Source organism: Cohnella ginsengisoli (genome assembly GCF_029525555.1).
GTDB lineage: Bacteria > Bacillota > Bacilli > Paenibacillales > Paenibacillaceae > Cohnella > Cohnella ginsengisoli.
In genome coordinates, this window is sequence record NZ_JAPDHZ010000006.1 from 318793 (window position 1) to 343802 (window position 25010).

General features: G+C 57.1%; 19 protein-coding genes, 1 pseudogene and 1 riboswitch. Of the genes and pseudogenes, 1 reads left to right on the plus strand and 19 read right to left on the minus strand.

All coding sequences use genetic code 11. The annotated features are described in order from the left end of the window. Positions 1-295: 295 nt before the first annotated feature. The 17 genes and pseudogenes from OMP38_RS28015 to tnpA form a co-directional block, all read right to left on the minus strand. A complete protein-coding gene (locus OMP38_RS28015; protein WP_277568013.1) occupies positions 296-1597 on the minus strand; it encodes a type 2 periplasmic-binding domain-containing protein in 1302 nt (433 codons plus the stop codon). Positions 1598-1666: 69 nt separating this feature from the next. Next, positions 1667-2563, minus strand: a complete 897-nt coding sequence (locus OMP38_RS28020; RefSeq protein WP_277568014.1) for a carbohydrate ABC transporter permease — start codon at positions 2561-2563, stop codon at positions 1667-1669. Positions 2564-2567: 4 nt separating this feature from the next. Next, on the minus strand, positions 2568-3461 hold the full coding sequence (locus tag OMP38_RS28025; protein WP_277568015.1) for an ABC transporter permease: 894 nt from the start codon (positions 3459-3461) through the stop codon (positions 2568-2570). Positions 3462-4067: 606 nt separating this feature from the next. After that, positions 4068-4245: riboswitch (cobalamin riboswitch) on the minus strand. 249 nt (positions 4246-4494) lie between these two features. Then, positions 4495-5466 (minus strand): SGNH/GDSL hydrolase family protein, encoded by a 972-nt coding sequence (locus tag OMP38_RS28030; protein ID WP_277568016.1) that lies wholly within the window; start codon positions 5464-5466, stop codon positions 4495-4497. Between the two features lie 139 nt (positions 5467-5605). Continuing rightward, the gene (locus tag OMP38_RS28035) at positions 5606-7384 is read right to left on the minus strand and encodes a glycoside hydrolase family 36 protein (RefSeq protein ID WP_277568017.1); all 1779 of its coding nucleotides are present in this window, start codon (positions 7382-7384) and stop codon (positions 5606-5608) included. Next, positions 7353-7802, minus strand: coding sequence for a glycoside hydrolase family 36 N-terminal domain-containing protein (locus OMP38_RS28040; protein ID WP_277568018.1), 450 nt, complete (start codon positions 7800-7802; stop codon positions 7353-7355). Before OMP38_RS28040 ends, OMP38_RS28035 begins: the two co-directional genes overlap by 32 nt. Before the next feature lie 3 nt (positions 7803-7805). Then, complete coding sequence (locus OMP38_RS28045; protein WP_277568019.1) at positions 7806-9530, minus strand: hypothetical protein; 1725 nt, start codon at positions 9528-9530, stop codon at positions 7806-7808. Continuing rightward, positions 9433-12918, minus strand: a complete 3486-nt coding sequence (locus tag OMP38_RS28050; protein WP_277568020.1) for an alpha-L-rhamnosidase C-terminal domain-containing protein — start codon at positions 12916-12918, stop codon at positions 9433-9435. The genes OMP38_RS28045 and OMP38_RS28050 overlap by 98 nt, the downstream gene beginning before the upstream one ends. A 25-nt stretch (positions 12919-12943) precedes the next feature. After that, complete coding sequence (locus tag OMP38_RS28055; protein ID WP_277568021.1) at positions 12944-13333, minus strand: carbohydrate ABC transporter permease; 390 nt, start codon at positions 13331-13333, stop codon at positions 12944-12946. 155 nt (positions 13334-13488) lie between these two features. Beyond that, positions 13489-13800: an ABC transporter permease family protein gene (locus OMP38_RS28060; RefSeq protein ID WP_277568022.1), complete on the minus strand. Its 312-nt coding sequence runs from the start codon at positions 13798-13800 to the stop codon at positions 13489-13491. Next, positions 13801-14043, minus strand: coding sequence for a carbohydrate ABC transporter permease (locus OMP38_RS28065; RefSeq protein ID WP_277568023.1), 243 nt, complete (start codon positions 14041-14043; stop codon positions 13801-13803). Between the two features lies 1 nt (position 14044). Next, positions 14045-14692 carry a carbohydrate ABC transporter permease gene (locus OMP38_RS28070; protein ID WP_277568024.1) on the minus strand — a complete coding sequence of 216 codons (648 nt, stop codon included), beginning with the start codon at positions 14690-14692 and terminating at the stop codon, positions 14045-14047. 84 nt (positions 14693-14776) lie between these two features. Then, positions 14777-16141, minus strand: coding sequence for an ABC transporter substrate-binding protein (locus tag OMP38_RS28075; protein ID WP_277568025.1), 1365 nt, complete (start codon positions 16139-16141; stop codon positions 14777-14779). 284 nt (positions 16142-16425) lie between these two features. Continuing rightward, positions 16426-17433 carry a LacI family DNA-binding transcriptional regulator gene (locus OMP38_RS28080; RefSeq protein ID WP_277568026.1) on the minus strand — a complete coding sequence of 336 codons (1008 nt, stop codon included), beginning with the start codon at positions 17431-17433 and terminating at the stop codon, positions 16426-16428. Between the two features lie 115 nt (positions 17434-17548). Further along, positions 17549-20158 (minus strand): glycoside hydrolase family protein, encoded by a 2610-nt coding sequence (locus OMP38_RS28085; RefSeq protein ID WP_277568027.1) that lies wholly within the window; start codon positions 20156-20158, stop codon positions 17549-17551. A gap of 245 nt (positions 20159-20403) precedes the next feature. Next, positions 20404-20774 (minus strand): annotated as a pseudogene (locus OMP38_RS28090) (YdeI/OmpD-associated family protein); the annotation flags it as partial. 16 nt (positions 20775-20790) lie between these two features. Beyond that, positions 20791-21120, minus strand: coding sequence for an IS66 family insertion sequence element accessory protein TnpA (gene tnpA / locus OMP38_RS28095; protein WP_277568028.1), 330 nt, complete (start codon positions 21118-21120; stop codon positions 20791-20793). Between the two features lie 387 nt (positions 21121-21507). On the opposite strand from tnpA, the gene OMP38_RS28100 reads away from it, so the two are divergent. Continuing rightward, positions 21508-22710, plus strand: coding sequence for an IS256 family transposase (locus OMP38_RS28100; protein ID WP_277564084.1), 1203 nt, complete (start codon positions 21508-21510; stop codon positions 22708-22710). Between the two features lie 261 nt (positions 22711-22971). On the opposite strand, the gene OMP38_RS28105 is transcribed toward OMP38_RS28100, so the two are convergent. Both OMP38_RS28105 and OMP38_RS28110 read right to left on the minus strand, forming a co-directional pair. Further along, the gene (locus OMP38_RS28105; protein WP_277568029.1) at positions 22972-24444 is read right to left on the minus strand and encodes a hypothetical protein; all 1473 of its coding nucleotides are present in this window, start codon (positions 24442-24444) and stop codon (positions 22972-22974) included. Between the two features lie 64 nt (positions 24445-24508). Continuing rightward, entirely contained in the window at positions 24509-25009 is a 501-nt protein-coding gene (locus OMP38_RS28110) for an alpha-amylase family protein (RefSeq protein ID WP_277568030.1), read from the minus strand. Position 25010 lies beyond the last annotated feature (1 nt).

Here is a 25010-nt window from a genome sequence, read left to right on the forward strand (position 1 = left end):
CTTGGACATGAGCAGCTTCGCGCGGTATTCCTTGCGAAGATTCTCGATCTCGGGCGCGTACTTCTCCCAGGTGCCGCCTTCCTTCGGCGTCAGCAGGTCGTAATTGTGCGCCGCGCGCACGCCGCCCATCTTGCCGACGGCCTCGGTGAACGCCGGCGTCTTGGCCGCGCCGGCTTTGTCGACCTCGCTGTTCCACCACGGATACCACTTATTGTTGTAGGAGGAGGTCATGTACAGCTCCGGCGTGACCTTGGCTTTGCGGGCGACGTCGCCCGAGTTGCGGTCGGCCTTATAATTATCGTCGATGTATTTCCACTTTCCAAGCGGTTGATCGATCCAGTCCCAATAAAGGCCGGCAGGGCCTTCGTTGATGACCTGCTGCTGCTCCGGCTTCGGCGCCAGCGTATAATCGAAGAACTTCAGGATCGCGTCGAGATTTTTCGTCTTTTTTGCTGATGTAGACGTCATAGCCCGGATACGGATTGACGACCTGGTTGGTGCCGACCTGATCGACGCCGGGAACCTTAGGGAACGGGATGACCTGATAGTACCAGCCCGGCTCCGTCGGACCGTCGAGCGTCTCCCACAGCGACGTGTCGATATTGAAGAAGCTGCCCACGTTAAGCGCGACGCGGCCGGACTTGTTCTTCTCCTTGTACCGTTCCTTCTTGTCCGTGACGACTTCGGGATCGATCAGCTTCTCCCGATACAGCTTGTTCATCCACTGGTAGGCGGCCTTGTACTGCGGATCGTCGAACGTAAATACGAAGTCGTCGCCTTTCTTCGCGACGCCCTTGCCGGAAGTCGACACGCCGAAGGCGGTCAGGATGGCGTTCTCGTCGTTCCAGCCCGCCGTATCGTTCGTATCCATCAGGAACGACATCGGGAGCAGCGCTTTGCCGGAGGCGTCCTTCTGCTCGGCGGCCTTCTTCAGGAACGTCTCGACGCCGTCCAGCGTGGACAGGTCTTCGAGCTTCATGCCCGCCTTCTCGACGACGTCCGTGCGCACCGTCCAGGCCAGGGAGGACCAGCCCGGCCACGGATCGTTCGGATTCTGGTCGAACCAGGCCGGGATGGACCAGATATGTCCGTCCTTGTCCTTCATCCGCTCCAGATACTGCTTCGGAATGGAGGCGAGGCCCGGGTATTTGTCCGGCATGTCGAAGTACTGCTCGAGCGACTGGATCTGGTTGGAGCGGCCCATCGCGCTCTTGACCGTATCGTTGCGGCTGAAAATCGCGGCGTCGTCGAAGCCGCCCGTATTAATATTGAGGTTCAGCGCCGTCAGCGCGTCGCCCTGGGTCGCCTCGAGCTTCACGTCGACGCCGGGCTCTTTTTCCCGCCAGTACTTCTGCACGAGGCTGTCGTTGTTAATCGTGGCCGTCCAGCCCAGCCACAGCTTGAACGCGAGCGGATCGCCCGAAGCCTGGCTGGCGGATGCCGTTGCGGATGCGGATGCCTGTGCGGACTGCGTGCCCGCGGCTTCGGAGCCGGCGTTCGCATTGTTGCCGCCGTTGCCGGAGCAGCCTGCGAGCACGGCGAGCATGGCCGCCAGCGACAGCGCGACCGTTCCCTTGCCCTTCTTGATGGAGCGCATTCGATTTCCCCTATTCTGTGTGGTATTGGTATATGAACATCTTGCGTATACCCGGCGGGAGATACAAGTCTAGCCTTTGACCGAACCGATGAGCACGCCCTTGACGAAATACTTCTGCAGGAACGGATAGACGCACAGGATCGGCAGCGCGCTCACCATGACGACGGCCATCTTGATCGACATGAGCGTAATATTTTGCATCTCGGCGCTGCGGGCGAGCGCTTCCTGGTTCGAATTGGAGCCGAGCACGGCCGACAGATCCGACGCCGACAGCAGCTGCTGAAGGAACGTCTGCACCGGGATGAGCGACTGGGAGGTCACGTAGAACGCGCCCGAGAACCAATCGTTCCAGTGTCCGACCGCCGTGAACAGGCCCAGCGCGGCGAGCATCGGCTTGGACAGCGGCATGACGATCTGCAGCAGCGTCCGCAGCGGGCCGGCGCCGTCCAGCTCGGCGGACTCGATGAGCGCCTCCGGGATGCCCTGGATGAACTTCAGCATGACGAACATGTTCCAGGCCGAGAACAGGCCGGGGAAGATGAACACCCAGAAGGTGTCGAGCAGGTGCATGTTGTTGAGCTGAATGTAGAACGGGACGAGCCCGCCGTTGAACAGCATCGTAATCAGGACGTAGGCGAGAATCGCCGAACGAAGCGGCAGGTTCCTGTACGACAGGCCATACGCCGCGAGCAGGGTGACGAACAGTCCGAGGACCGTGCCGAGCACCGTTCTGCCGATCGTGATCAGGTACGAATGCCGGATGACCTCGTTGCCGAGCACGATCTCGTAGTTGATCGTCGTGAAGCTGCGCGGCCAGACGTAGACGCCGCCCCGGGCCGCGTCCGCGCCGTCGTTGAGCGAGATGGCCAGCATGTACAGGAACGGGTATACGACGCTTATACACAATAATGCCAGAAGGGCGACGATGAAGCCGTAGGCAACTTTTTCCGCGGAATTCTTTCTCATCGTCTCACCACAATCCTTCGCCGTTTATTCTGCGCGACAGCTGATTCGTCCCGAGGACGAGCACGAGACCGATGACGGAGGAAAGCAGCCCGACTGCGGTCGACATCCCGAAGTAGCCCTGCTGCAGCCCGCTTCGCAGCACGTACGTATCGAGCACGTCCGAGACCTCCATGTTGGCCGAGTTCATCAGCGGATAGATCTGATCCATCCCGACGTTGATGAGGCTAGGGATGCTGAGGATCAGCACGATAGAGATCGTCGGCAGGATGCCGGGGATCGTGATATGCCGGATCTGCGCCATCTTGCCCGCGCCCTCCACCTTGGCCGCTTCGTACAGCTGCGGGTCGATCGTCGTGATCGCCGCGAGATAGAGGATCGTATTCCAGCCGGTCTCCTTCCACAGCCCGCTGCCGACGATGATCGGCCGGAACCACTCGGTCGAGCCCAGGAAGAACACCGGGTCCCCGCCGGCTTTGCCGATCAGCTGGTTGACGAGCCCGCCGTCCAGCGTCAGGAACGACTGCAGCATGTAGGCGACCACGATCCAGGAGAAGAAGTGGGGCAGGTAGCTGACCGACTGCACGAACCGCTTGTAGGTGGAATGCGTCACCTCGTTGATCAGCAGCGCCAGCAGGATCGGCGCCGGGAAGCCGAAGATAAACTTCAGCACGGAGATGTACAGCGTATTCCGCACGACCGTCCAGAACTGAGGCTCGTGCAGGAAGGCGAAGTTGTCGAGCCCGACCCACGGCGCGCTCCAGATGGACGTCCCGATCTGAAAGTCGCGGAAGGCGACCAGAATGCCGGCCATCGGCATATAGCTGAACAGGAACAGCAGCACGACGCTCGGCAGGATCATCAAGTATTGCCAACGATGTTTGTAAAACTTAGCGTACATGGCCATCCTCCTTATGAATTCATCATAAAGGGTGGAGGGTAAGCGCATCCACGAGACGGCGATTGGATTTCTATCGTTTTGATTGGGAGATGAGGCGGTGGGCGGGGAACTGCGGGGGGAGTGTGAGAGAGGCACGGTGCGCGAATAGCGCAATTTTGGGCTATTTGGAGTGTCAGGTGAGCGGCGGGGGAGCGGGAGAGGGGCATGGGTGCGAGAATAGCCCAATTTTGCGCTATTTTGGAGTGTCACGTGAGCGGCGGGGGGAGCGGGAGAGGGGCGTGGGCGCGAGAATAGCGCAATTTTGCGTTATTTTGGAGTGTCACGTGAGCGGCGAGGTACCGGGAGAGGGGCGTGGGCGCGAGAATAGCGCAATTTTGCGTTATTTTGAAATGTCACGTGAGCGGCGGGGTTGCGAGCGGGGGAGTGAGTGAGAGAATAGCCCAATTTTGCGCTATTTTGGAGTGTCACGTGAGCGACGGGGTTGCGGGAGAGGGGCGTGGGCGCGAGCATAGCGCAATTTTGGGCTATTTGGAGTGTCAGGTGAGCGGCGGGGTAGCGGAAGAGGGGCGTGGGCGCGAGCATAGCGTAATTTTGCGCTATTCTGGAGGTGAACGACAAGTCAAGGCAGGGCTCCTGGCTATGCGTCATCGCTCCCCTAGTCCTTCCCGGCTTGCGCCAGTGGCTCCCTCTTCATTTACAGTGGCGGGACCGCGCCGGATTTGCACCGGACTTCCCTATTAAGCAATGTCCGTATTTACATTGCACCTTGACTTGGTCTATTCAATTATTACGATCATGTACGTATGCTCGCTGTTTGTCTATCTCGCGCTGCGCCGCTTTAGGATTTTCCGTCGAGCAGCCTTCCAGTAAACAGCATCTTTAACGTCCGTAACAAGAGCACGATCAAGACGAAGCTGAGCAAAGAAGATTCCGACTATAATCCAGACAAGCCGCGTTGGTCGCGAGAGCGGAGACAACAAAAAACCAGCCGGACTGCCCAATGAACTAACGGGGGTCGGCTGGTTTTGTTCGGCTAGCGGTTGCTTACGTTCTCTTCCTCTCCTCTTCCCATGATCAAAGACAACAGGACCTGGGCATAGCAGCGAATGAGGAAATCGTTCGGATGATTAACGTTGTTGCCGGTCAGATCGGCATAATTCTTGTACTTCAGCAGCTCCCGGTGAACGGCCGTCATATCGGCGACCGCTGCTCTGCCGCCGCTTGCGCTCGCAAGATCGCGCAGGACATCCGCATATTCCGCCTGATTTCCCGAGAAAAAAGTGTCCGGGTTCGCCAGCATCGGCGCGACCAGTATAAAATCCGCAGCGCCGTTTACGTTCTCCACCCGCTTCATGATCGCCGAGATGTTGGCCGCATACTGGTCCGGCGCGACCTTGCTTGTGCCGTCGTTCATGCCGAAGGCGATGATGGCCACATCGGGTGCCAAGTCTTCCAATACCCGGTCCACGATCCGAAGCCCGCCCTCGCTGGTGATTCCGCCGACCGAACCATTTTTATAAGCGATTTTCGATCCGTACGTTTCTTCCAGAATCGCCGAGACTTGCTCGCCCCATGTCGGCATAAAAGGAGCTGCACCGGTTTTTCCGCTTGCATTCGCGCCTTCCGCGATGCTGTCTCCGAATACGAGCAGGTTGAGCGGCTCGGCGTTCGCCAACTTTGCGGCCGTCCGTTTGGGACATGCTGCCTCAGGTGCCCCAATAGCGCGATACCTGCTAGTTTTACGGCATTTGTAGCTGACAACGACCTGCTTGTCATGGAAAAAGCGGCCTTCCGAAAACAAGCTGTAGCCGCCGCCCACTCTCTTCTGTACCCATCCCTCCCGGTTCTCCTCCGGGAACATTTCCTCGATACGGGTAATCGGAACGCGCGATTGGGGAGGGAACCACAGTCGTCCGTCTTCTACGACCCAATCCTTTCCTTCCTCGTATATCGTGTCTAATCTGGCGTTGCGTACTTCAACGATCTCCTCCGGCTTGTACAGCAATCGGCCCTCGATCCGTTCCCCCCTCTCCCTTTGCGACGGGCAGAATAGGCTCGTAAAGCATGAAATTTCCGGTCCAAAAGGGCTTCGTCAGCTCTTTTAAGCGAGCGGTCTCGAATCGTGTCTCCGGCATGGCGTCCTCCTAATCGGTGTCGAAGCGAACCTCGAACAGCCGGGCTTGATAGGTTTTCGGAAAACGAACCGTAAGCAGCCCTTTGTTGGCGCTGTATGTGGCTTCGACGCCTTGATCCTCATGTGGATATACAAGGTTAACCGTCGCCTTACGCCCCCGCCAGCGCGCAAGCGGAATCGTCTGATATTCGGCACCGCTTCCGAGTCTCCATACGGATAGCAGCATGCGTTTCCGGTCGGACGATGCCAAGCCTACGCAGTTCCAGCTCTCCGTGTCGTTGATGCGCTTAAAGCCCAGCGGCCAGACCGGATGAGACCCGCCGATAAAGTCTCTCTCCTTTTTATACACGGCTACCGCATCCGCGATCAAGCGGCGATTGGTTTCGTCGGCCAGATGAAGATGCCCCGATACATAAAGGCTCCCGCACAAACCGTTAACCATATTAAATATAGTTTGTTCCCCATCTTCCATCGCTTGTAGATACGAATCTTCCATTAATTTACCAGGAAAAGCGAGATCGGCATGCAAAAGCGGGTAAGGATACGCCCATATCCCGAGCTGCTCCGGCAATACGGCGGCGAGACTGCCTCCGATGATCGAAGGGTACTTGCGGTAATCCTCCTGATCGCTGGAGCTTTGCAGATGGAAATGGGAGAGCGCCTCGTAATCCGCACGCATGCCGCCGGATGCGCAGTTTTCCAATAGCAGGTGCGGATGCCGCGATTTGACCTGTCCGATAAAATCGTAGAAATCCCGCATCGCCTGCTGCAGACCGGCCGCTGCCGCTTTTCCGCCCGTGTCGTCGCCCGTTCCGATGCAAAGATTATAGTCGTTTTTGATATAGCGTACGCCCATCCGTACGAGACGATCGATGACCTCATGCATATAGGCGCGCACGTCGGGGTTGCCGAATTGAAGGAACCAGCGCGGCCCTCCGCCTGCGCGAATGCCGTAACGCCGGATGAACCAGTCGTCCGGCTTGGCGGCTAACGCGGCATCCTCGCCGCATACCTCCATCTCGAGCCATAAGCCGGGCTCCATCCCCTGCGCGGAGATATAGGCGAGGAAGGCTTCAAGCCCTTCTTCGCCGAACCGGTTGCGGCTTGGCCGCCAATCGCCCAGCCCGCTGCCCCAGGACGCGCCAAGCTCGCCGAACCAGCCGGCATCGATGCAGAAATATTCGCAGCCCGCGGCGGCAGCCGCTTCGACGAGCGGCACGAGCTTCTCCTTGGAGGGATCGCCCCATAGCGCGTTCATATAGTCATTGTAGACGACAGGTGCCATAGGCACGGTCCCGTTCATCGCTCGCGTCAAATATCTCCGATAGCCCGTCAATTCTCTGACGGCATCCGTAAAATCTCCGTTGCAGCAGCCAAAGGCAGCCGGAACGGCCTCGTATTTTTCGCCGGGCGCCAGCTCCAAGCTCCATCCGCCGTACCGCTCGTCGGCGCCGTCCGCATGAATAAAGATTGCTCCGCTGTCGTCGCTCCAGGAGCCGCGGTGGCCGATCTCGAAATGCCAGTCCGCGGACGTCTCGATCTGCCAATACCACGCTTTCCCCGTTTCGAGGTCCTCCAATACAGCCATCGGAAGCAGTTTTCCCGTGCTCCAGCTTCCCACGGACGAGAAATGAACGGCGGCCGCGCTCGGGTGCGTCGACGTGGGGTATAGCCCCAACTCCTCCAGGTCGCCGCCGCGCCACTGTCCCTCGCCGTTCCACGTCTGCCGGCAATAATGGACGCGTATTTTGTTTTTATCATGCCAGGGCAGCCCCCCCGTCGGTGGCAATGCCCTGCACGCACATCGAGGAGACGTGCGTCAGAACGACAGGCAGCGTGCCTTCGTTCGTAACGACAGTCGACTGCCTGATGACGGCCGCACCCGGAATGAATCGCAGCTCCGTCTCAACCTTTAGGCCTAGCCGCTCATGCTTGTATGCCATCGTAAGCTTCTCTTCGTCGGAGCTCCAAGACTGCAGCTTCATTTCTCGCGGAAGATTCGTCAGTCCTGCAATCAGCGCGGGCGAATGTCCGTACGGAATGCCGGCGACCGCCAGTTCGAAAGGAGGAAAAGGAATCGCGGGAACCTTTGATTTCAGGTTGCTTTCGGTATTAAACGTATATTGCATGAGTCCGTTTTCCGTATCCGTAAAGCCGATCGCCATGCCGGCATGCTCGATCGTCAGCGTCTCCGGTTTATCCGTCATTGGCTAATCTCCCTGTAGACGAGTTCCAATTCGCCGATCGCCAGCGGCTTCAGCACGTAGCGGTCCGTCCATCCGGATCGGTCGAAGAAATGGGACGGCGTCAAAAAAGTTAATGGCTTCGTCGTCGGCGAGATGATGCGGACCGATCAGATTGCGCAGCGAGCCCGTGATATTAAATTCGAAACGGCAGTCTCGGCCTGTCCATTGCTCCGTAATATCCCATTCCCAAGGCTCCCAAGCTCGCGCATTGTTAACGATTCCGTTCACATATAAACGAATCGAGCCGGCTTGCGGCCTGGTTAACCGAAGCAGCCATTTTCCCGGCGGCCTCTGCTGCCTCCGGTGAATTTCCATTTCGTCCAACGAGAAGCCGAATCCCATGCTTCCGGCATAGAACGGATAACCTTGTTCGCTCAGATCGCCTGTCGGATCCTTTATCGTACCTTGCGCTGGCTGAAGGATCGGCGCTTTTCCATCCGTTAACAAGACGGAAAAATCGCCGATCACATACATGTTTTCCATATGCCCGGCACCATCCCGAACGCCAAGACGTGCCTCTACTTCGTTGCTGCCATGTCTCACAAGGTCTGGCGGAACCTGATAGCAGAGCCAATCCGGATCCATCCAGGTGGAACCGTCTGTAATGAGCGGACAGCCGTTCCATCGGACTTCCAGAGCCAGATGGCGCTCGACGACGACCTGCAGTTGCAGTTCGCGCATGGCTTCGCCGATATGAGCTTTGGCGAGAAATCGCGTATTTGGGTCGGCGGCAGACCCGGCATGAATCCATTCCGCCAACGGGAGCGGCGCGGACCACAGCGCTGCATGCTCTTCGTAGCGCGAAAATCGGTCCAATAACAGCACGTTCGGCTGCAGCGGAACAGGTGCGGTATCCAGGGGAATCGAAAAGCGTTCTTCCGCGCCATTAATCGGGTATCCGGCGACACCGTCTTCGCCGGCTTGCGGAGTGGCGCCGAGCAGCAGCGTGCCGCGCGGTTCGAAAATCCAATCGACTTCCGTTCGGTTGCCTTCGGTGGGGGCAGGGATCGGAAGAACTTCGCCGGTCTCCGCGTTCCATTCGAATAAATTCGCGGCAAACGCAATCTTGAGCTTAACGCGAATGCGCTTCTTTTCAGACATGCTGGCCAGAAAATAAAGCCGCTGCGAGCCCGTCTCGCGTTCATGAAGCCAAATGGAGCCGCCATCCTCCCCTTCTACGACAATCGACTGCGGCACTTGCTTGCTTAATCGATCGATCGAGAATGACAGCAGAGGAAGCTGCCTGAGTTGCTCGGGAAGCATCGATGAATCAGGCACCCGGCCGTCACGGGCGTCCTGCGGGACAGGTGTGTCTGACCCGTTTTCGCAGAAGATCGGGAAGCCTAGCTCGGACAGCTGTGCAAGCAGCGCTATCGTCGATTTTCGCAGGCGCGTGCACGGCGGAATAATAACGGCTTGATAAACGGCTTCCTTGATGCGCAAACCATCCTCGGACACCGAGCCGTATTTGTCCAGCAGGTGTTCGTTGCCGTAGTCGAAATTCAGATGGGCGTCCAGCAGCTGCAGCGACAGCTTCTCCAAAGCCGCGTTCAACTCGGGCACAAGCGAATGATCGAGCGGAGAATACAATTCAAATGCCGATTCGATCGGATGAATGACGAGCACCGGCGCGATTCGCTTCCCGCGCGTGAGCGCATAGCTCATTCTCGCCTGGTAGTCCGTCAGCAAGCGATAGTCTCCCCACCAGGGCTGCTGCGGGCCGAGCGTCGGGGGGATAGTCTCGCTTCCCCTCGCCTTCCATCGAATAAGGGAGCAGATGCGGACTAAAGAGGTTGATGCCGTGGATCAGATGCCAGTCCGTCATCCACTTTTGCTTGCTCAATTCGAAGCCTTGGCCGGCGCATGCAAACAGCTCGGACAGTGCCCGCTCTCTGCCGAGCTGGTTCGCGACGCTCGTCACCTGCTTCGCAGACAAGACCGTCGTGTAGGGCTGTTCTCGTTGCTCCGGGCGGCTCACCTGGAAATACCGGCCCAGATGATCCATGCCGGGAATATGCATATACTCGTATTGCCGCATTACGTCGCCGACCCATTCCATTTGGTAGACCAGCTTGTCCTCGGCCATGAGATGACCGGTGTACAGAAGGCCGCGGCTGTCGCACCAGTCGTACAGCACTTTGCTGAAGCGCTCCGCGAACAGCTCCACGACAAGCGACCAATAATCGTACCGGACGCTCCGGAAGTCGCCTTCCGGTAAGAACAACGCATGCAAGCGAGGAAGCAGGCTGTAGCCGTATTTATCGAAAAAAAGCTCATCCAGGTTAGTCGTCCATGGCAGCGCCGGAACATCAGGATTCAGCCATAGCAAGGCGCAGGCTTCGTCGCTGAAAACGCCCGGGACGGTTCGCCCGAAGCTCGAACCGAACCGCGCCTCGTAATGCCGGTGCGTGCGCTCGATAAACGCTTCGGTGACCCGCCCATCGAGCAGGTCCACATAAGAAGCATTTTCGAATCGCGCATCGCCTAACGGTTGAACCCATTCGTATAAGAAATGGGTGTCGCCGTCCGCTTCATAGACTTTCAATAGCCGGCAAATCTCGTCGTCCTCCCGCCGCTCCGGCAGCATCACAAGCGCTTTTGCGCGATATTGGCGCCCCAGCGAAGGTATAATGCCGCCGGCGAAGCCGCTCGGCCATCCTTTTTCGTCGTAAATCCATGCCTTCATGCCCAACCGATCCGCTTCTTCGATACATAGCCGGACGCAGTCGAACCAATCTTCATCCAGATAACCGGTCTTCAGTCCGTTTCTGGCATGCATGAAGAAGCCGCCGACGCCGGCCTCGCGCATTTGAGAGATTTGCGTCCGCAGACGTTCTGGGGTCAGTCCGCCGTTCCACGACCAGAACGGAACGGGGCGGAACTCGACTGCCGGCTCCTTGAATTCGGATGGATTCACTTCCGATTCCCCCCTGGTTAGCGGCTGCAAGCGATCGTCTCCGGTGCCGTCGACAATCTCAACGCCTTCAGGCGCTTCGATCGTCGAAACCAACGTACCGTCAGCTTGCTTCTCCCACCTAACAAGTACAGGTCCCAGAGGCGTACTAACAGTTCCCTGGCAGCGATTCATGCCAGGCACCGCATGCGGTTGGAAGGCGATCTTGCTGTAGCCGGGCGCAAGCGGCCGAATGCCGAGCAGATGTCGGCTCATCCACTGGACGGGCGTGCTCGACCAGCTGTGGCACAGGCTGATCCGATAAGAATCGTAAGCCGTGTAAGTCGTCAAGGCATGATGAAAATCGTCCGCCGGCGCAAGCGTAATGCTTTCCCAAAAGGTCGTCGCCCCTAGTTCGAGCATCCGGCCCCATACGCGCTCGACCGCCTCCCAGCCTTGGTCCTGCTTCCCACGGAGCGCAAGTCTTTCGGCCAGCCAATAGGCGGATAACGGCGTTACCGGATCGCTTAACGCGATGCGGTTCAAGGCGGCGACCTCCTGCGCTTCGCACACATAGCCGCTCTCGGCGCCGAGCAAGAGCGCAATCAAGGATGAGCTGTTCAAAAATTCGGAGGCGGGAATCGCCGGCAAGGGGTTCGCGGGAACGGGCAGTTCGAGGCCGGGAATCGCTTCGTTCAGTTGACGCACGCTTTTGATCGCCAGCGCGAGTACCGCATGCAGCGTATGCCAGGCATCCGCCTCCGTCATCGGCACCCATTCGATAAACGCCTGGTGACGCTGCTTCAAAAACCCCGACGCAGGATCGATATTTTCGATGATCCATCCCATATGCCTGGTCAGGTCCGGCTTCATTTCTATCACGAATTCCCGGTCGGCGGTATGCAAGTAATAGTCCCATACGTTAACGAACCACCAGCACGTATAGGCGGGAATCGAATTCATCCAATAACCGTAAGGCGTATCGCCCAGCTCCCGGATCGTACGCTTCAAAACGGCAAAATCGTTCCATAGCACGTAATCGGCTTTGGCGGCCATAAAGAAATCGTAGGTCCAGTTCAGGCGATCGCGCTTCACGCCGTCCCATAGCCCCGTCTGATGGCAGATCCGATTCGTATGCATCGACGTTTGATAGATCCGGTCTGCAGCGGGAAGGTCGGAGCGGAATTGCCCGATCGGCTCAAGCATGACGCCGACCGCTTCGAATGCGATGCGCAGTTTAAACGCTTCTTCCGGAGGACCGATCATGAAAAATTGCACGTATCGTATGCCCTGGGGCAATATCGTGAAGCTCCCGCCAGGGTCGACCGCGAAGCTTTCGGTGATGCAGCCGGCATAGTTGTCCAGCTCGGCAATCGATTCCGCGCCGTTCCATAAGAGCAAGGCCGGCCGATCCGAGTCGTTGTCGACGCGAAACCGCATATTGTATTCGGCATCCATCGCTACGCGAATCCACGGTCCCTCATCCAGGCCCGCTTGCAGCTGAAAATCGCGCAGCTCGGTCCATTCCTGCTGCTTGCGCAAATGGTAAAAAATATGCCTTTCGTTCCGGCTTATCTCCGGGAGCTGAGTTTCCTTCGCATACATCCCTTTTAACGTTAAAATGCCTTCTTCGCCGATTTGCGCGGCTAACTTCGATTGTTCCAATACGTCGAAGTACGTCAAGGCGCTCGTCCCGATGTCGCCGTACCCGCCTTTGACGAACCATGAAGGTGCGTTCTCCAGGTCGCCGTACGGCTCTTCTCCATACACGCAGACGGCTCGGGCCGGCAAGTCTTCGGAGATCCAGCTCTCGTCCGTCGGCAGCCACGCCCCGTTTCCTTCTAGAAAGCCGATACAGCCAACGCGCCGTTCGATCAGATGGACATTGACGTCCACAATCGGCATCGGCTCGTTGCAGACGATCTTCAATTCAATCCGATGAGGGCCTGGGGCGATCGTTTCAGGGAAGCCAATTTCCGTAAACGAAGCGAGATTGCCCGGATGCTCCGGCAACTCCCCGACCAGCCGATCGTCCAAAGAAATCACGACATGGCCTGTCGCGGCCAAGTAGAGCTTTGCATCGTTTTCCGCCGTTTCCACAATGAAGCTTCTCTCCAACACGACCTGCATGCGATCGCTGCCGGCTTCGTGCCAGATCCACTTCGGTACCGCTTTGTCAGCCACGCCCTTCAGTCCCTTCCATTCACCTTTAACCTTTGATGCCCGTCGAGACGACCGTACCCGAGATCAGCTTCTTCTGCGCGAAGAAAAAGACGAGAATGACCGGGACGACCGCAAGGCTGCAGGCCGCCATCAGCTGCGCCGTCGTAATCGAACCGATGGTTGCGCCGCCTGCTTCGCCTGGGGACAATGCATACAATCCGAGCGCCAGGGTAAAGCTTTTTTCCTTGCTTAAATAAATTAACGGCCCCATAAAATCGTTCCAGGTCGACATGAATACACCGATGGCCACAACCGTCAGTCCCGGCCTGCACAGCGGCATGGAAATGCGCCAAAAAATATGCCAGAGATTCGCGCCGTCGATTTTGGCGGCCTCGTCGAAATCGTGGGGAAGCGTCGCGAAAAACTGCCGGAGCAAAAAAAATATTGAACGCTCCGCCGTCAAAAAAAGTCGGTACGATCAGCGGGAGCAGCGTATTGGTCCAATTCAGCTTGCTGAACAGCACGTAAACCGGAATCATCGTCACCGCGCCCGGTAGCATCATCGTCGCAAGTACGATGCCGAATATGAGATTACGATAGGGAAACCGCAACCGGGCGAATCCGAAAGCGCAAAAAAGCGGCCGACAGCGTGCCCCCGACGACACTGAAAAAGACAACGATGCCGGTGTTGCCGATATAAGAAAGAAATGGCTTGATTGTCCAAATTTCGGAATACGCCTCTGCCGTGAATTGCGTCGGAAAGACGACCGGCGGAACCTTGTACAGATCGTCTAGTCCCATAAAGCTGCGGGCGACCATCCAGATCAGCGGAAACAGAAAAACGACCGCGCTTCCCAGCAGCAAGGCATAAAGCACCAACGAAGATTTAAGGGGCAATCTCATCTATCTGACCTCTCCTTCGTAATGGACCCAGGATCGGCTCGTTCTGAAGATGAATGCCGTCAGCAGCAGCACGATAATGAACAGCACCCATGCCAGCGACGAAGCATACCCCATCTCCAGCGTGCGAAACGCCTTCTTGTAAATCATCACCATGAGAAAGTTGCTTGCGTTGAGCGGCCCGCCCGCCGTCGTGGCCATGACTTGGCCGAACACCTGGAAGGAGCCGATAAAGCCCATGATCAAATTAAAAAAAGATGACCGGCGTAATCATCGGGATCGTGATGGTCCAGAATCGCCGCATCCGGGATGCGCCGTCCACGATCGCCGCTTCGTACAGCTGAGCGGGAATGCCCTGGAAGCCGGCCAGCCAGATGATCATCGATCCGCCCGCCTGCCACAGCCCCATAATAATGAGCGAAGGCATAACCGATTCCGGATGCGAGAACCAGGTGTACGGCGGCAATCCGACCATATCCAGCAACTTGTTCGCGAAGCCGTAAGTCGGGCTGTACAGCTGCTTCCACAAAATGCCCAGCGCCACGACCGGAACGACGACCGGCAAATAAAAGATCGTCCGGAACAAGCCGATGCCGGGCAGATTGCGATGGAGCAGCAGCGCCAGCAGAAAACCGATCAGGAGAGATGCAGGCACGGAAATGCCGGTAAAAATGCCGGTAATCTTTAAAGACTGCCAGAACTCCGGATCATGCAGCAATTTGTCGTAGTTGTCCGTGCCGACCCATTGGGGCGACTTGATAATATTGAATTTCGTGAAGCTGTAGTACAGAGACTGCAGTACGGGCCAAGCGGTGAACAGCAGTATGCCGACCGTCACGGGCGATGTGAACAAATAGCCGGCGATCGCTTCACGCACTTTTTTTGTGAATCTCATGAAGCTCTTCCCCTTTCCGCGTTCGGGCGGAGGGACACCTGCTCGCTCCCCCCGCCCCGAAACTCCTGCTGCGCTGCCCTTCGGTTATTTCCAAGCCTTGTTAATGCGTTCTTCCCATTCCTTAAGCGCATCCTCCAACGGCAGCTTGCCCAGCAAATACTTGTTCATCGCGTCCTCGTAGCCGGCGTTCGATTCGTTGATCAGCGATACGGGGAGCTTCGCGCTCAAAATCGGAAGAATGTCGGCTTCAGGCGCGATCGTATACGCTTCGACGTTCTTGCCCTCCACCGGACTGTTCCGCCATACGTCGTCGCCGGCCAGCGATTTGAGGACCGGAACCGAGTTGCCTGCCGAGTTAAAGGCCTTCTGGCCGGCCTCCGTCAGGAACATCGATACGAAAGCGCCCGCTTCGTCCTTGTTATTCGACTTCGAGCTGACGCTGTATCCGCTCGTGCCGCCGCCGACCGCATGAACGGAAGGCAATCGCGGGAAAGGTACGACATCCCATTCGAACCCTTTGGCTTTGGAGACGTCGTTGATGGAAGAGGCGACGGACTTCACCGCGAAGTAAAAGGCGACCTTGCCGGCCATGAACATGTCTTCCGGATATTGGCCGTTCGGGTCGAGCGCATAACCGTCCTTGGACAAATCCCACAGATCCTTTAATCCTTGGCCTACGAGCGGATCGGAAGCGACCGTTACCTTGCTGCCCGCTTCGTCGATCAGCTTGCCGCCGCGGCCCAGCGCAAACGGCGTCCATACCGCCCACCAGTGAATGTTGGAGTTGACCGCCCATTGCGTCGTCGTGCCCGAGGCATCCTTCTTCGTCAGCTTCTTGGCATAGTCCATGAACGTATCCCAGCTCCAGTCGTTAGACGGCAGCGGCAATCCGGCTTCCTTAAGCAGCGACGTATTGACCAGCGTGACGACATGCGCGTAATCCCGCGGGACCATGTACGTTTGGCCGTCTACTTTTCCCAGGTCGAGCATGCTGGGGTAAACGTCGGCGACGTCAACGCCATTCGGCTCGAAATAGGCGTCGAGCGGAGCAAGGATGCCCAGATCCTGATACTCTCTTACCGAGGTATCCGGCAGCCAGAATACGTCCGGCAATTCGTTCGCCGCCGCCTGCGCGAGCACCTTCGCGTGAGGGTCCCCGACCATCTTCTCGACTTTGACCGTCACGTAAGGATATTTTTCTTTGAACGCGCTTACAACGGCTTCCACATTTTCAGACTCGCCCGGCCATTCGGGTACGCCTACGCGAAGTTCGACCGGGTCATGCGACTTGCTTGCGTCCGATTGAACCGCTGCGCCGCTTCCGGTCGCACCGTTTGTATTCGTTTTCAAATTGTTGCTGTCCGAATTCCCCGCGCATGCGGCACTCATCAGCATCGAGCCGATCATGACCGTCGCCAATACTACTGTTTTCATTTTGCCTGCTTTCATTTGGTTAACCTCCTCGATTGTTCAGCGCGATTGAGATGATGTCTTGACGATTGCAATGGCATTTAAAGCGGCTGCGGTTCGTTTCAAGCTTTCCTCCTTTTTTTTGCTTCCCCCCTGTATGGTTGATCAACGCTTAAGTAAAACAAACATAAAACGTTTTACTTAAATGATTTTATCCCCAGGCGATTAAATTGTCAATGCTAAAAACGAGGGGACTTGTGTAAAAAACAGCCTCCGTTCGGGAATTTCCCGGGCGATCCGGACATTCCGAACGAGGCTGCTTATTATCTGGCTGGGACGAACGTGTTGCGGACGATGAGCTGCGCATCGATGACGATGTTTTCCGGTTCTACGCGACGGGTGTGGCCAATACGCTTGATCAGCAGACGCGCGGATTCCTTCGCGATCGTATTCGTCGGAATATGAATGGCCGAGATGCCGTAGCTCTCCGCGAGCGGGCTGTCGTCGAACGTAATGATCGCTTTATCCCGATGGTCCAGTCCATGCTCTTTGAGCGATTCGAGCATGCCGATCGCGAGCAGGTTGGAACCGGCAATAAGGGCTGTCGGCGGTTCCTTTAGGCTAAGAAAATGCGTCATGGCCGCTTTACCGCTCTGAATATCGCCGTTGCCGATCGATACATAGGATTCGTCGTAAGCAATATTGTGGCTGAGCAAGGCCTGGCGATAGCCCGAGTGACGGTCGCTGCTGACGAGGAAGTCGATGGGTCCCGGGGAGGAAAAGGAAATCCGCGTATGGCCGGCTTTAATGAGCGATACGGTCGCCTGGTAGGCGGCATCCACGTTGTCTACGTCTACCCAGCTGCAGTATACGCCTTCGGGCGGCCTGCTCATCAGGACATAAGGAAAATTAAGATCGTTGAGCGCCCGGAAGGTCGTTACGTCGTTAAGCGGCAGGAAAAACACAAGGCCGCGTACGATCCCGCTGCGAACGAGGTCGAGCACCTTGGTGCCGCCCAGGCCTTCCTCCCAGTCGAGCAGCATATTATACTTCTTTTCGTTGGCCACCTCGCCGATGCCGCCCAGGATGTCCATACCGACAAAAGGCAAGAACTCGGTACCGGGCTTCGGGATGATAATGCCGATCGTATTGATTTTATTGCTCGTAACCAAGCCTTTCGCAAGCGCATTCGGCTTATAATTGAGCCTTTCGGCCGTCTCGATAATTTTGGCGCGGGTTTCTTCGGACAAGCTTCCTTTGCCGTTGAGCGCCAGAGAAGCGGCCGCGATCGATACGCCGGCCGCCTTGGCGACATCCTTGATAGTAGCCAAATAAACAACTCCTAAATCGTTTAATTAATAAAATGAACATAACACAGTGCAAGCAAAAGGCGCAAGAGCGAAGAAACTTCTCCCGCCCTTGCGCCTTTATCCCTTTAATCTTTAGCTAAGCTGATAGTGGTAAATTTCGATCTCCGACAATTGAAGACGATAGCTGCCGGGATCGTCGACGGTCGGCGTTCCGAGCTTCGTGACGAATATGCGAACATGGCGGGCAGTTACCGGCGTGAAATTGTACTCTTGGGGAAAGCCGACGGGATTGCCCTGATTCGAGATCGTTGCGACCGTACCGTAGCTCCCCCCCGTCCGGCGCCGTCTGAATCGTGAAGTCGACGGGAAAGTTCGGCGATCCTCCCCCTACCGCCTCGGTAAACAGCCTCGGAAACAGCTTCACCTTGTCCACGGTCTGATCCGAACCGAGATCGATGTCGACCCAAACCGGCGTGGCGGAAATATTGGCAGCGCTATACGAGCTTGTCGTATAACCGGCCGAACCGAATACCGGCGTCTCTATGCCGTCCGTCAACCGCGACACGTCCCAGTCGGCAATGACCAGCGAATCGTTCGAGGTCACCGTCTTGAACCTGGCCAGATTGGGAATGTTGGATGCGCCCAGATTCGTCGACCCTCCCGGAACCTTCTGTGTCGTCCATGCGATATTATCGAACGAAACACTGCTTTTGACATTGGTGAGACTGGCATATCCGCTTCCGAATACCGTTTTTGGATCGTTCCAATCGATCTGCGGGCTTGCCACATTGCCTACGAACACCTGGATGTTGCCGCCATGCTTCATCACCTTCAAATGGACAAAGCCGGTCGTTGGATTTGTCCCTGTCGTTACTGGCTTCACGACCACCTTATTTTCGGTTCCGCCTTTATACAAAGAGACATTCCCGCTCGGCTCCAGCAAGACGAGATAGCCGCTGTCAAAATAAGCGTCCGTGGGAAGCGTCTTTGCGAAGCTGAGCCCGATCCAATTGCCGGTGGTGCCGGCGTTTATTTTAACATCCGCCTCGATCACGCCATTGCCGAGCACCAGATTGTTCAGCGTGCTTGAACCGGGGTCCGCCGCGACATTCGTCTGATTGTAAGTGCCGCCCGACACGGCCCAGGTCCCCGAATTCGCGGTCCAATTGCCTGCACCGAAAGTGAAGTCGTCACTAAAGTTGTTGATGGCCGCGACATTATCGAATGTCGCGCTGGCAAGCCGCGTTACCGCGCCGAAATAACCGCTGTCATAATAAAGTCCGTTATCCGTCCAGTCGATTAGCGGCGAAGCGCTGCCGTTCGTGAACACTTTGATATTGCCTCCGCTCTTTACGACCTTCAAATGAACGGAGCCGGCAGTCGGATCCAGGCCGCTAGCCGTTTCTCCCGTTACCTGCCCCGTTCCGGCTTTGAACAGGGCCATGTTGCCGTTCGCTCTTATAAAGACGAGATATCCGCTTTGGGTGAAATTATCGTTCTCCTTGATCTTTCCGATATGGAGCCCCGCCCATTCTCCGGGATCGGCTGCAGCCGTAATGCGCACGTCGGCATCGTAGATGGCGTTGCCGAATACAGTTCCGGACGCGCCTGCATAGGCTGTGTCTGCGGTAAGGCTGCTTTGCGTATATGCGCCTCCCGATACCGACCAACTTCCTTGGTAGGCCGTCCATTTGCCGGCGCCGCCGGAGAAATTATCGCTAAAGGCGCCGCTCGTTTTTAAACTCATCGTGATCGGAGTCAACCGCGTATTCCAGTTCAACGTGGCGCCGAATGAACCGTAAGCGTAGCTCAGGAACGGGGAATCGGTCGCTTTAATATGGCCCAGGGCATCTCCGCTGAGTCCTGCGTTGCTCGCTCTGGCATAATGATCGCCGTCCATATAATATTCCTTTGTAAAATCGAAGCCGTTGGACGAGCTGTAAACTTCGATATAAGACACATCCGAGCCCCAATTGTTGGTCTGCACGCCGATGAACTTGTCGAGCGCTTCGACGTATTTGACGTCCGTAGCATCCTCAAAGGACGATTTATTGATGCCTGCGCCATGATACGTCAGACTTCCGGGCCAGTTCGCATTGACGGTCGATGCGGTAGCTACCCGCATCTGGTTCATATTGTTATCGATCCAGCTGTAGTAGATATAGAGCGTGGAGCCTTTGACGACAAATGAAGGCTGACCTGCGCCATAAACGAGCGGGCTGCCGTCATAGACGATAAAAGGCTGCGGATTGCCCCCCCAGCCCGTGCCGTTCCACTTCTCCCATGTCCCCGTCGGACTCGTGGACCGCGCGACAAAGATCTGGTTGTTCGTGCCTCCGCGGTTGGTCGTTGACGTATAAGCGATATAATAATAGCCGCCGAACTTGATGACGCCCGGATCGCAAGTCGAGAGCGCATCCATCGAACCGGCCGTCGGCGGCAGCACGATCTGATTGCTCCCCCACGTCACCCCGCCGTCCGTAGACCGCTGGTAACGGATGTAATCGTAAGGCAACGGACTGCCTCCCTCGGAGCAAGCCCACATGTCGATGCTGCCGTCGCTATTCACGATAAAAGAAGGACCGTAACGATATCCGCCGATCGTCGCTCCGCTGTATATATCCCAACCGGGAGAGCCAACGACCGCAAGCTGCTGCGAAGTTGACGAAACGGCGCTTGCGGTTATTGGCAAGCATAATAATAAAAGCAGAATTGCAGGAACAAACGAGAGCCATTTCGTTTTCATAAAAAATCCCTCCAATTTTAGTGAAACGTTTTATTTTTATTTAATCATAATGTAAGCGCATTAATTTGACAAGAGGGAACTCCGAGTCCCATGTTCAATAGAGCGTTACTTGATGGACCGCGGCGACAACGGATCCCATGTAACGCTGGATAGCGTTACTTCGATGGACCGCGGTATCAGCCGACCTCGGGAAACAAGCTCTTTCAAGCGCTAAGATATGTGTCCGCTCGGCTTATCTAAGCTTTCTAATCGTCCAACCCTTTCCCTTCAAGGATTTTAGGTTTGTATTTCTCCACTCTGGCCTCTCTCGTTTTAGCCTGCTTAGGCTGAGAAAAATGGAGCAAATAAGCCCTTTGGCGCCCAGGCGTTAATGCTTCGAATGCCGTTTTTTTAAGCCGGATTGTCGTCGAATTCACGTTGAAGCTCCTCGGCGACGGCGAATTCGGTGTTCTTTTTTAAACACCACTTCCTGTCCCGACTTTTCAACATTGACCGCATCTTGAATGTAGTCTTTTAATATCGCCGCACGCTCTACGATCTCCTGGACGTTCGTGAACCGAATCTGGCGACCGGCTTGTACGTTTTCCGTCTGTTGGATCAGGATCCCGTTCGGATCCAGCTGGTGAGGTCGCTCAGCATACGCCCTCCAACGCCTGGACCACGTCGCGCAGTAAAGCGGCGTTAAATCCAGCATCTACTTCGATAGTGGCTAAGCCGAGTTGAATTCGAATCGAGGGGGTTGGTCTCGCTTTTGCTTCAGATGCGACGGCGACCTGGAGGAAGGGGATGGAGTTGCCACCGCTTACGGTACGCTCGGATGAACCGCTGAGCTTTTTCATCCAGATGTAGAGCTGGCGACGGTCCACCTCATTGGCTTTGCACCAGCTCGTTGCTTTTTCTCCGCTCGCACGAAATGCAGCGACGCGCGTTTCCCATTTCTGTTGAATCTCTGCTCTAGCCATTAAAAGTCCTACCCGTCTGACGTTGTGGGAGAATGATCTCACGCCGATGGACACTTGCGAAGGTGGGGGAGGATTTGACGCTTACTTTTGGAGTGTCACGAGAGCGACGAGGTAGCGGGAGGGGGGGCGTGGGCGCGAGAATAGCGTGATTTTGCGCTATTTTGGAGTGTCAGGTGAGCGGCGGGGTTGCGAGCGGGAGGAGTGAGTGGGAGAATAGCGTGATTTTGCGCTATTTTGGAGTGTCAGGTGAGCGGCGGGGTTGCGAGCGGGAGTTGAGTCCATATAATTGTGTAAAATGGATGGCCTCTTGAAAATAAGGAGAGCCATGAAATAGAACCTCGTCTAGAATGGAGTTGTCGAGACAACATTCAAGGGAGAGGGCTATTCATGGCTCAGTATCAGATTACACTAGACGAGGCACTATTGCATCAATTGTTTATTGGACAGGCACGTGACGAGGGAGTGGCCAAGCTGCTGGAGACGGTGCTCAACCAGGTGTTGAAGGCGCAAGCAACAGATCAACTGGAGGCCGAACCTTACGAGCGTACGCAAACCCGTCAAGGCCAGCGAAACGGCAGTTATGCGCGAGGATTAACGACACGGGTAGGCAAGCTGCAGCTGGAGGTTCCGAGGTTTCGAGACGGCCAGTTCTCCACAGAGCTATTCGCCCGGTATCAACGTAGTGAGCAGGCGCTGGTGACATCCCTTATGGAGATGGTCGTGAACGGCGTCTCGACGCGGAAGGTTCAGCGGATTACAGAGGAACTTTGCGGTACAACGTTTTCGAAATCCACAGTGAGCGAGCTGTGTAAGCAGTTGGATCCGCTGGTGGAGTCTTGGCGCACGCGTTCCTTGGAGGAAAAGAGCTACCCGTTTGTCATTGTGGACGCCATGTATGTCAAAGTTAGAGAGAACGGTCGGGTGCGCTCCCGTGGCGTGTTAACCGGCTACGGCATCAACGAGCACGGTAACCGTGAGGTGCTTGGAATTTCCATCGACGATACCGAGTCCGAAGCGAGCTGGAGTGCATTCTTTGAGGGCTTGAAGCAGCGTGGACTCCATGGCGTAGACCTGGTCATCAGCGACACGCATGGCGGCCTTGTCCAAGCGATTAAGCATCACTTTCAAGGGGCGACATGGCAAAGGTGTCAGACGCATTTTACGCGAAATATTCTAGATGTCACGCCGAAGGCACTACAATCCGAAATAAAGGCGGCTCTGCGCTCGATATTCGAAGCGCAGAACCTGGAGAGCGCGAGAAGGCTGCTGGAAGAAACGCAAGAGATGTACCAGGAGAAAGCGCCAAAGGCCATGGAGACGCTGGAGCGAGGATTTGACGACGCCACAGCGGTACTGGCATACCCGGAAGAGTACCGGGTAAGAATCCGGACCTCGAACGGCATGGAGCGAGTCAACCGGGAGATCCGTCGGCGAGAATCGGTTATACAGATTTTTCCGAACCGTGAATCGGTTATCCGATTAATCGGTGCCGTGCTCATGGAGCTCGAAGAATTATGGAGCAACAAGCGCTTCATGGACATGACAAGGTACCATGCGTGGCAGAAAGAGCGTGCGAAGAATCAAAAGTAAGCAACAAAATTCGTCGACGAGGATTTTACACATAAATATGGACTTGACCCACGCGAGAGCGAGTTAGCCGGAAAAACCGTGTAACTTCGTGGCAAACCTCGCTCGAGTGCGGAGTTAGCCGGAAAAACCGTGCAACTCCGATGCGAGCCAGCACGCGAGAGCGAGTTACCCGGAAAAACCGTGTAACTTCGTGGCAAACCTCGCTCGAGCGTCGGAGTTAGCCGGAAAAACCGTGCAACTCCGACGCCCAACCCCGCTCCCCTAAATGCTATCGCCGGCTTCCGTCCGGACGAGCAAGCACTCCCACACTTCAAGCTTCGGAATATCGATGACCGCCGCATCCTCCGTCTGGCTGTACGGCAACGCGTCCTCCGCGATCAATCTGCGCACGCCGGCGACGCGCCGGCCGGGGAGCCGCAGCTTCAGCGAGAGGTCATGCAGCGGGAGGTTGGTGGCCAGCGGCCTTCTGCCCGCGCCGTTGACCAGGTGGACCAAGACGTAGTCGTCCCGCTCGAATAACGTGAGCTGCAGGCCCTGATAATTGGTGACTTCGACGAGCTTATCTTCGCCCAGTGACAGGTCGATCGCGTTGGCGAGCAGCTGGTAATGCTCGCCGAGCTTGAATTCATTGAGCATGCCGCTGAGCGAGAACGGGAAGTACAGGAAGCCGCCGAGCCCGCTCGGGCGATGCAGCGCCAGCGGCAGGTCGGTGCGGATCACGGGCAGCGACGCGCGTTCGGGCGGCGCGCCCACGCACTCAAGCGGGGCGAACGGCGGGACGAGCGTCGCCAGCACCCGGGTCTCCGCCGTCGGCTGCGCATAATAGACGGCGCCCCGCAGCGCGACCAGCTCGGTCTGCTCCAGGCCGACTTGGAGCGGATTGTCGGTGCCCTCGAACCGCAGGTAGGCGGCCGACAGCAGTTCGCCGGCTGCGCCCTGGTCACGGACACCGAGCAGGTCCCGCCACGCGGGATCGTCGGCGGCATCGCCCTCGGCGATGACGTGACCGCCTGCTGCAGCATAGCTGGCCAGCGCAGCGGCCATCCCTTCGGTCAGTGCCAGGCCTTCCGGCGCGATCAGCGCCTTGTAGCGCGACAGCCGCTCCGGCGTTGCTTGCTCCTCCAGCAGCACGTCGAACGGGATCTGGCGGTTGATCAGGCCGTCGGCCCAGCCTTCGGCGGCTGCGTTCGCCGTCCACAGCAGCGCGACCTGCGCCAGCGTCTCGGCGCCGTCCATGTACGGCTCCACCTTGGCGACGTCGCGGTTGAGCGCCGCGACCGTCTCGAGAATCCGCTTGTCGCCGATCGTCTCCGGAATGCCGGTGAGCGAGTGCCAGATGCTGCCCCCGTGCGCCGGGATCTGCGACAGCCAGAACCGGTATTCCGCAGGCGGCAGGCCGGTATGCCGCCACTCCATGCCGGGGCTGGAGTGGACGATGCCCAGCGGCGCGGGGACGCCGTGCGCGGAGCGGCCGAGCTTAATACTGAGCGCGGGCTTCCAGAATTCCGGAATCCGCCGGTGGCCCTCGGACAGCACGTCCTGCGGCTCCGTGCACAATAAATCTGTCGTCTCCAGCCTGTCGTACAGATTGTCCTTGTACAGGTTGTAGTACAGAATCATCTGAACTTCTGGCTTCTTGCCCTTGATGAAGCGATACATTTTGTCCATATTGTCCCGAATGCAAGTCGACGGCCAATCCGCCGCGAAGGCAGCCGGATCCGCGGGCAGCGGCACGCCGTACAGCCGCTCGTACTTGCGCTTGCAGATGCCGCACCAGCAAGGGAGGAAGTGCGGCGCGTTAAAAAAAGACAGCGTCCACGTCGTAGCGGCACAGCACCTCGTCCAGCACCGGGACGGCGACGTCTTCGTTGCGGTAGCCCGCGTTGAGGCAGGTGCTCATGAGAAGCGACCATGCGCCGGGGCGATGCGCGCCGATGATTTCCGGCTGTCCGTCTGGCTTACGCACGAACCACTCCGGCCGTTTCAGGTAGACGATGTCGTCCGTCTTGCTGAAGTCGAGCCGGGCGATGAAGCGGATGCCTTCTTCGTGGCAGGCGTCTACGACGCCCTTCAGCAGGTCGAAGTCCTGCGGCAAATACTCGTTGACATGATGGCCTTCGACCTCGGAAGGGTACCAGGCGTAGATGCCGCCGACGTTGAAGACGAGGGCGGTCGCCCCGAGCTCCTTCATCTGCCGCGCCAGGCGGCGGGGTTCGATCAGATGCGTGTCTTTCACCTGCAGATTCGTCTGAATGATGCGCTGTGGCTTGTGCCACCAGCCGCGTTCGTTGTTTTCCAAG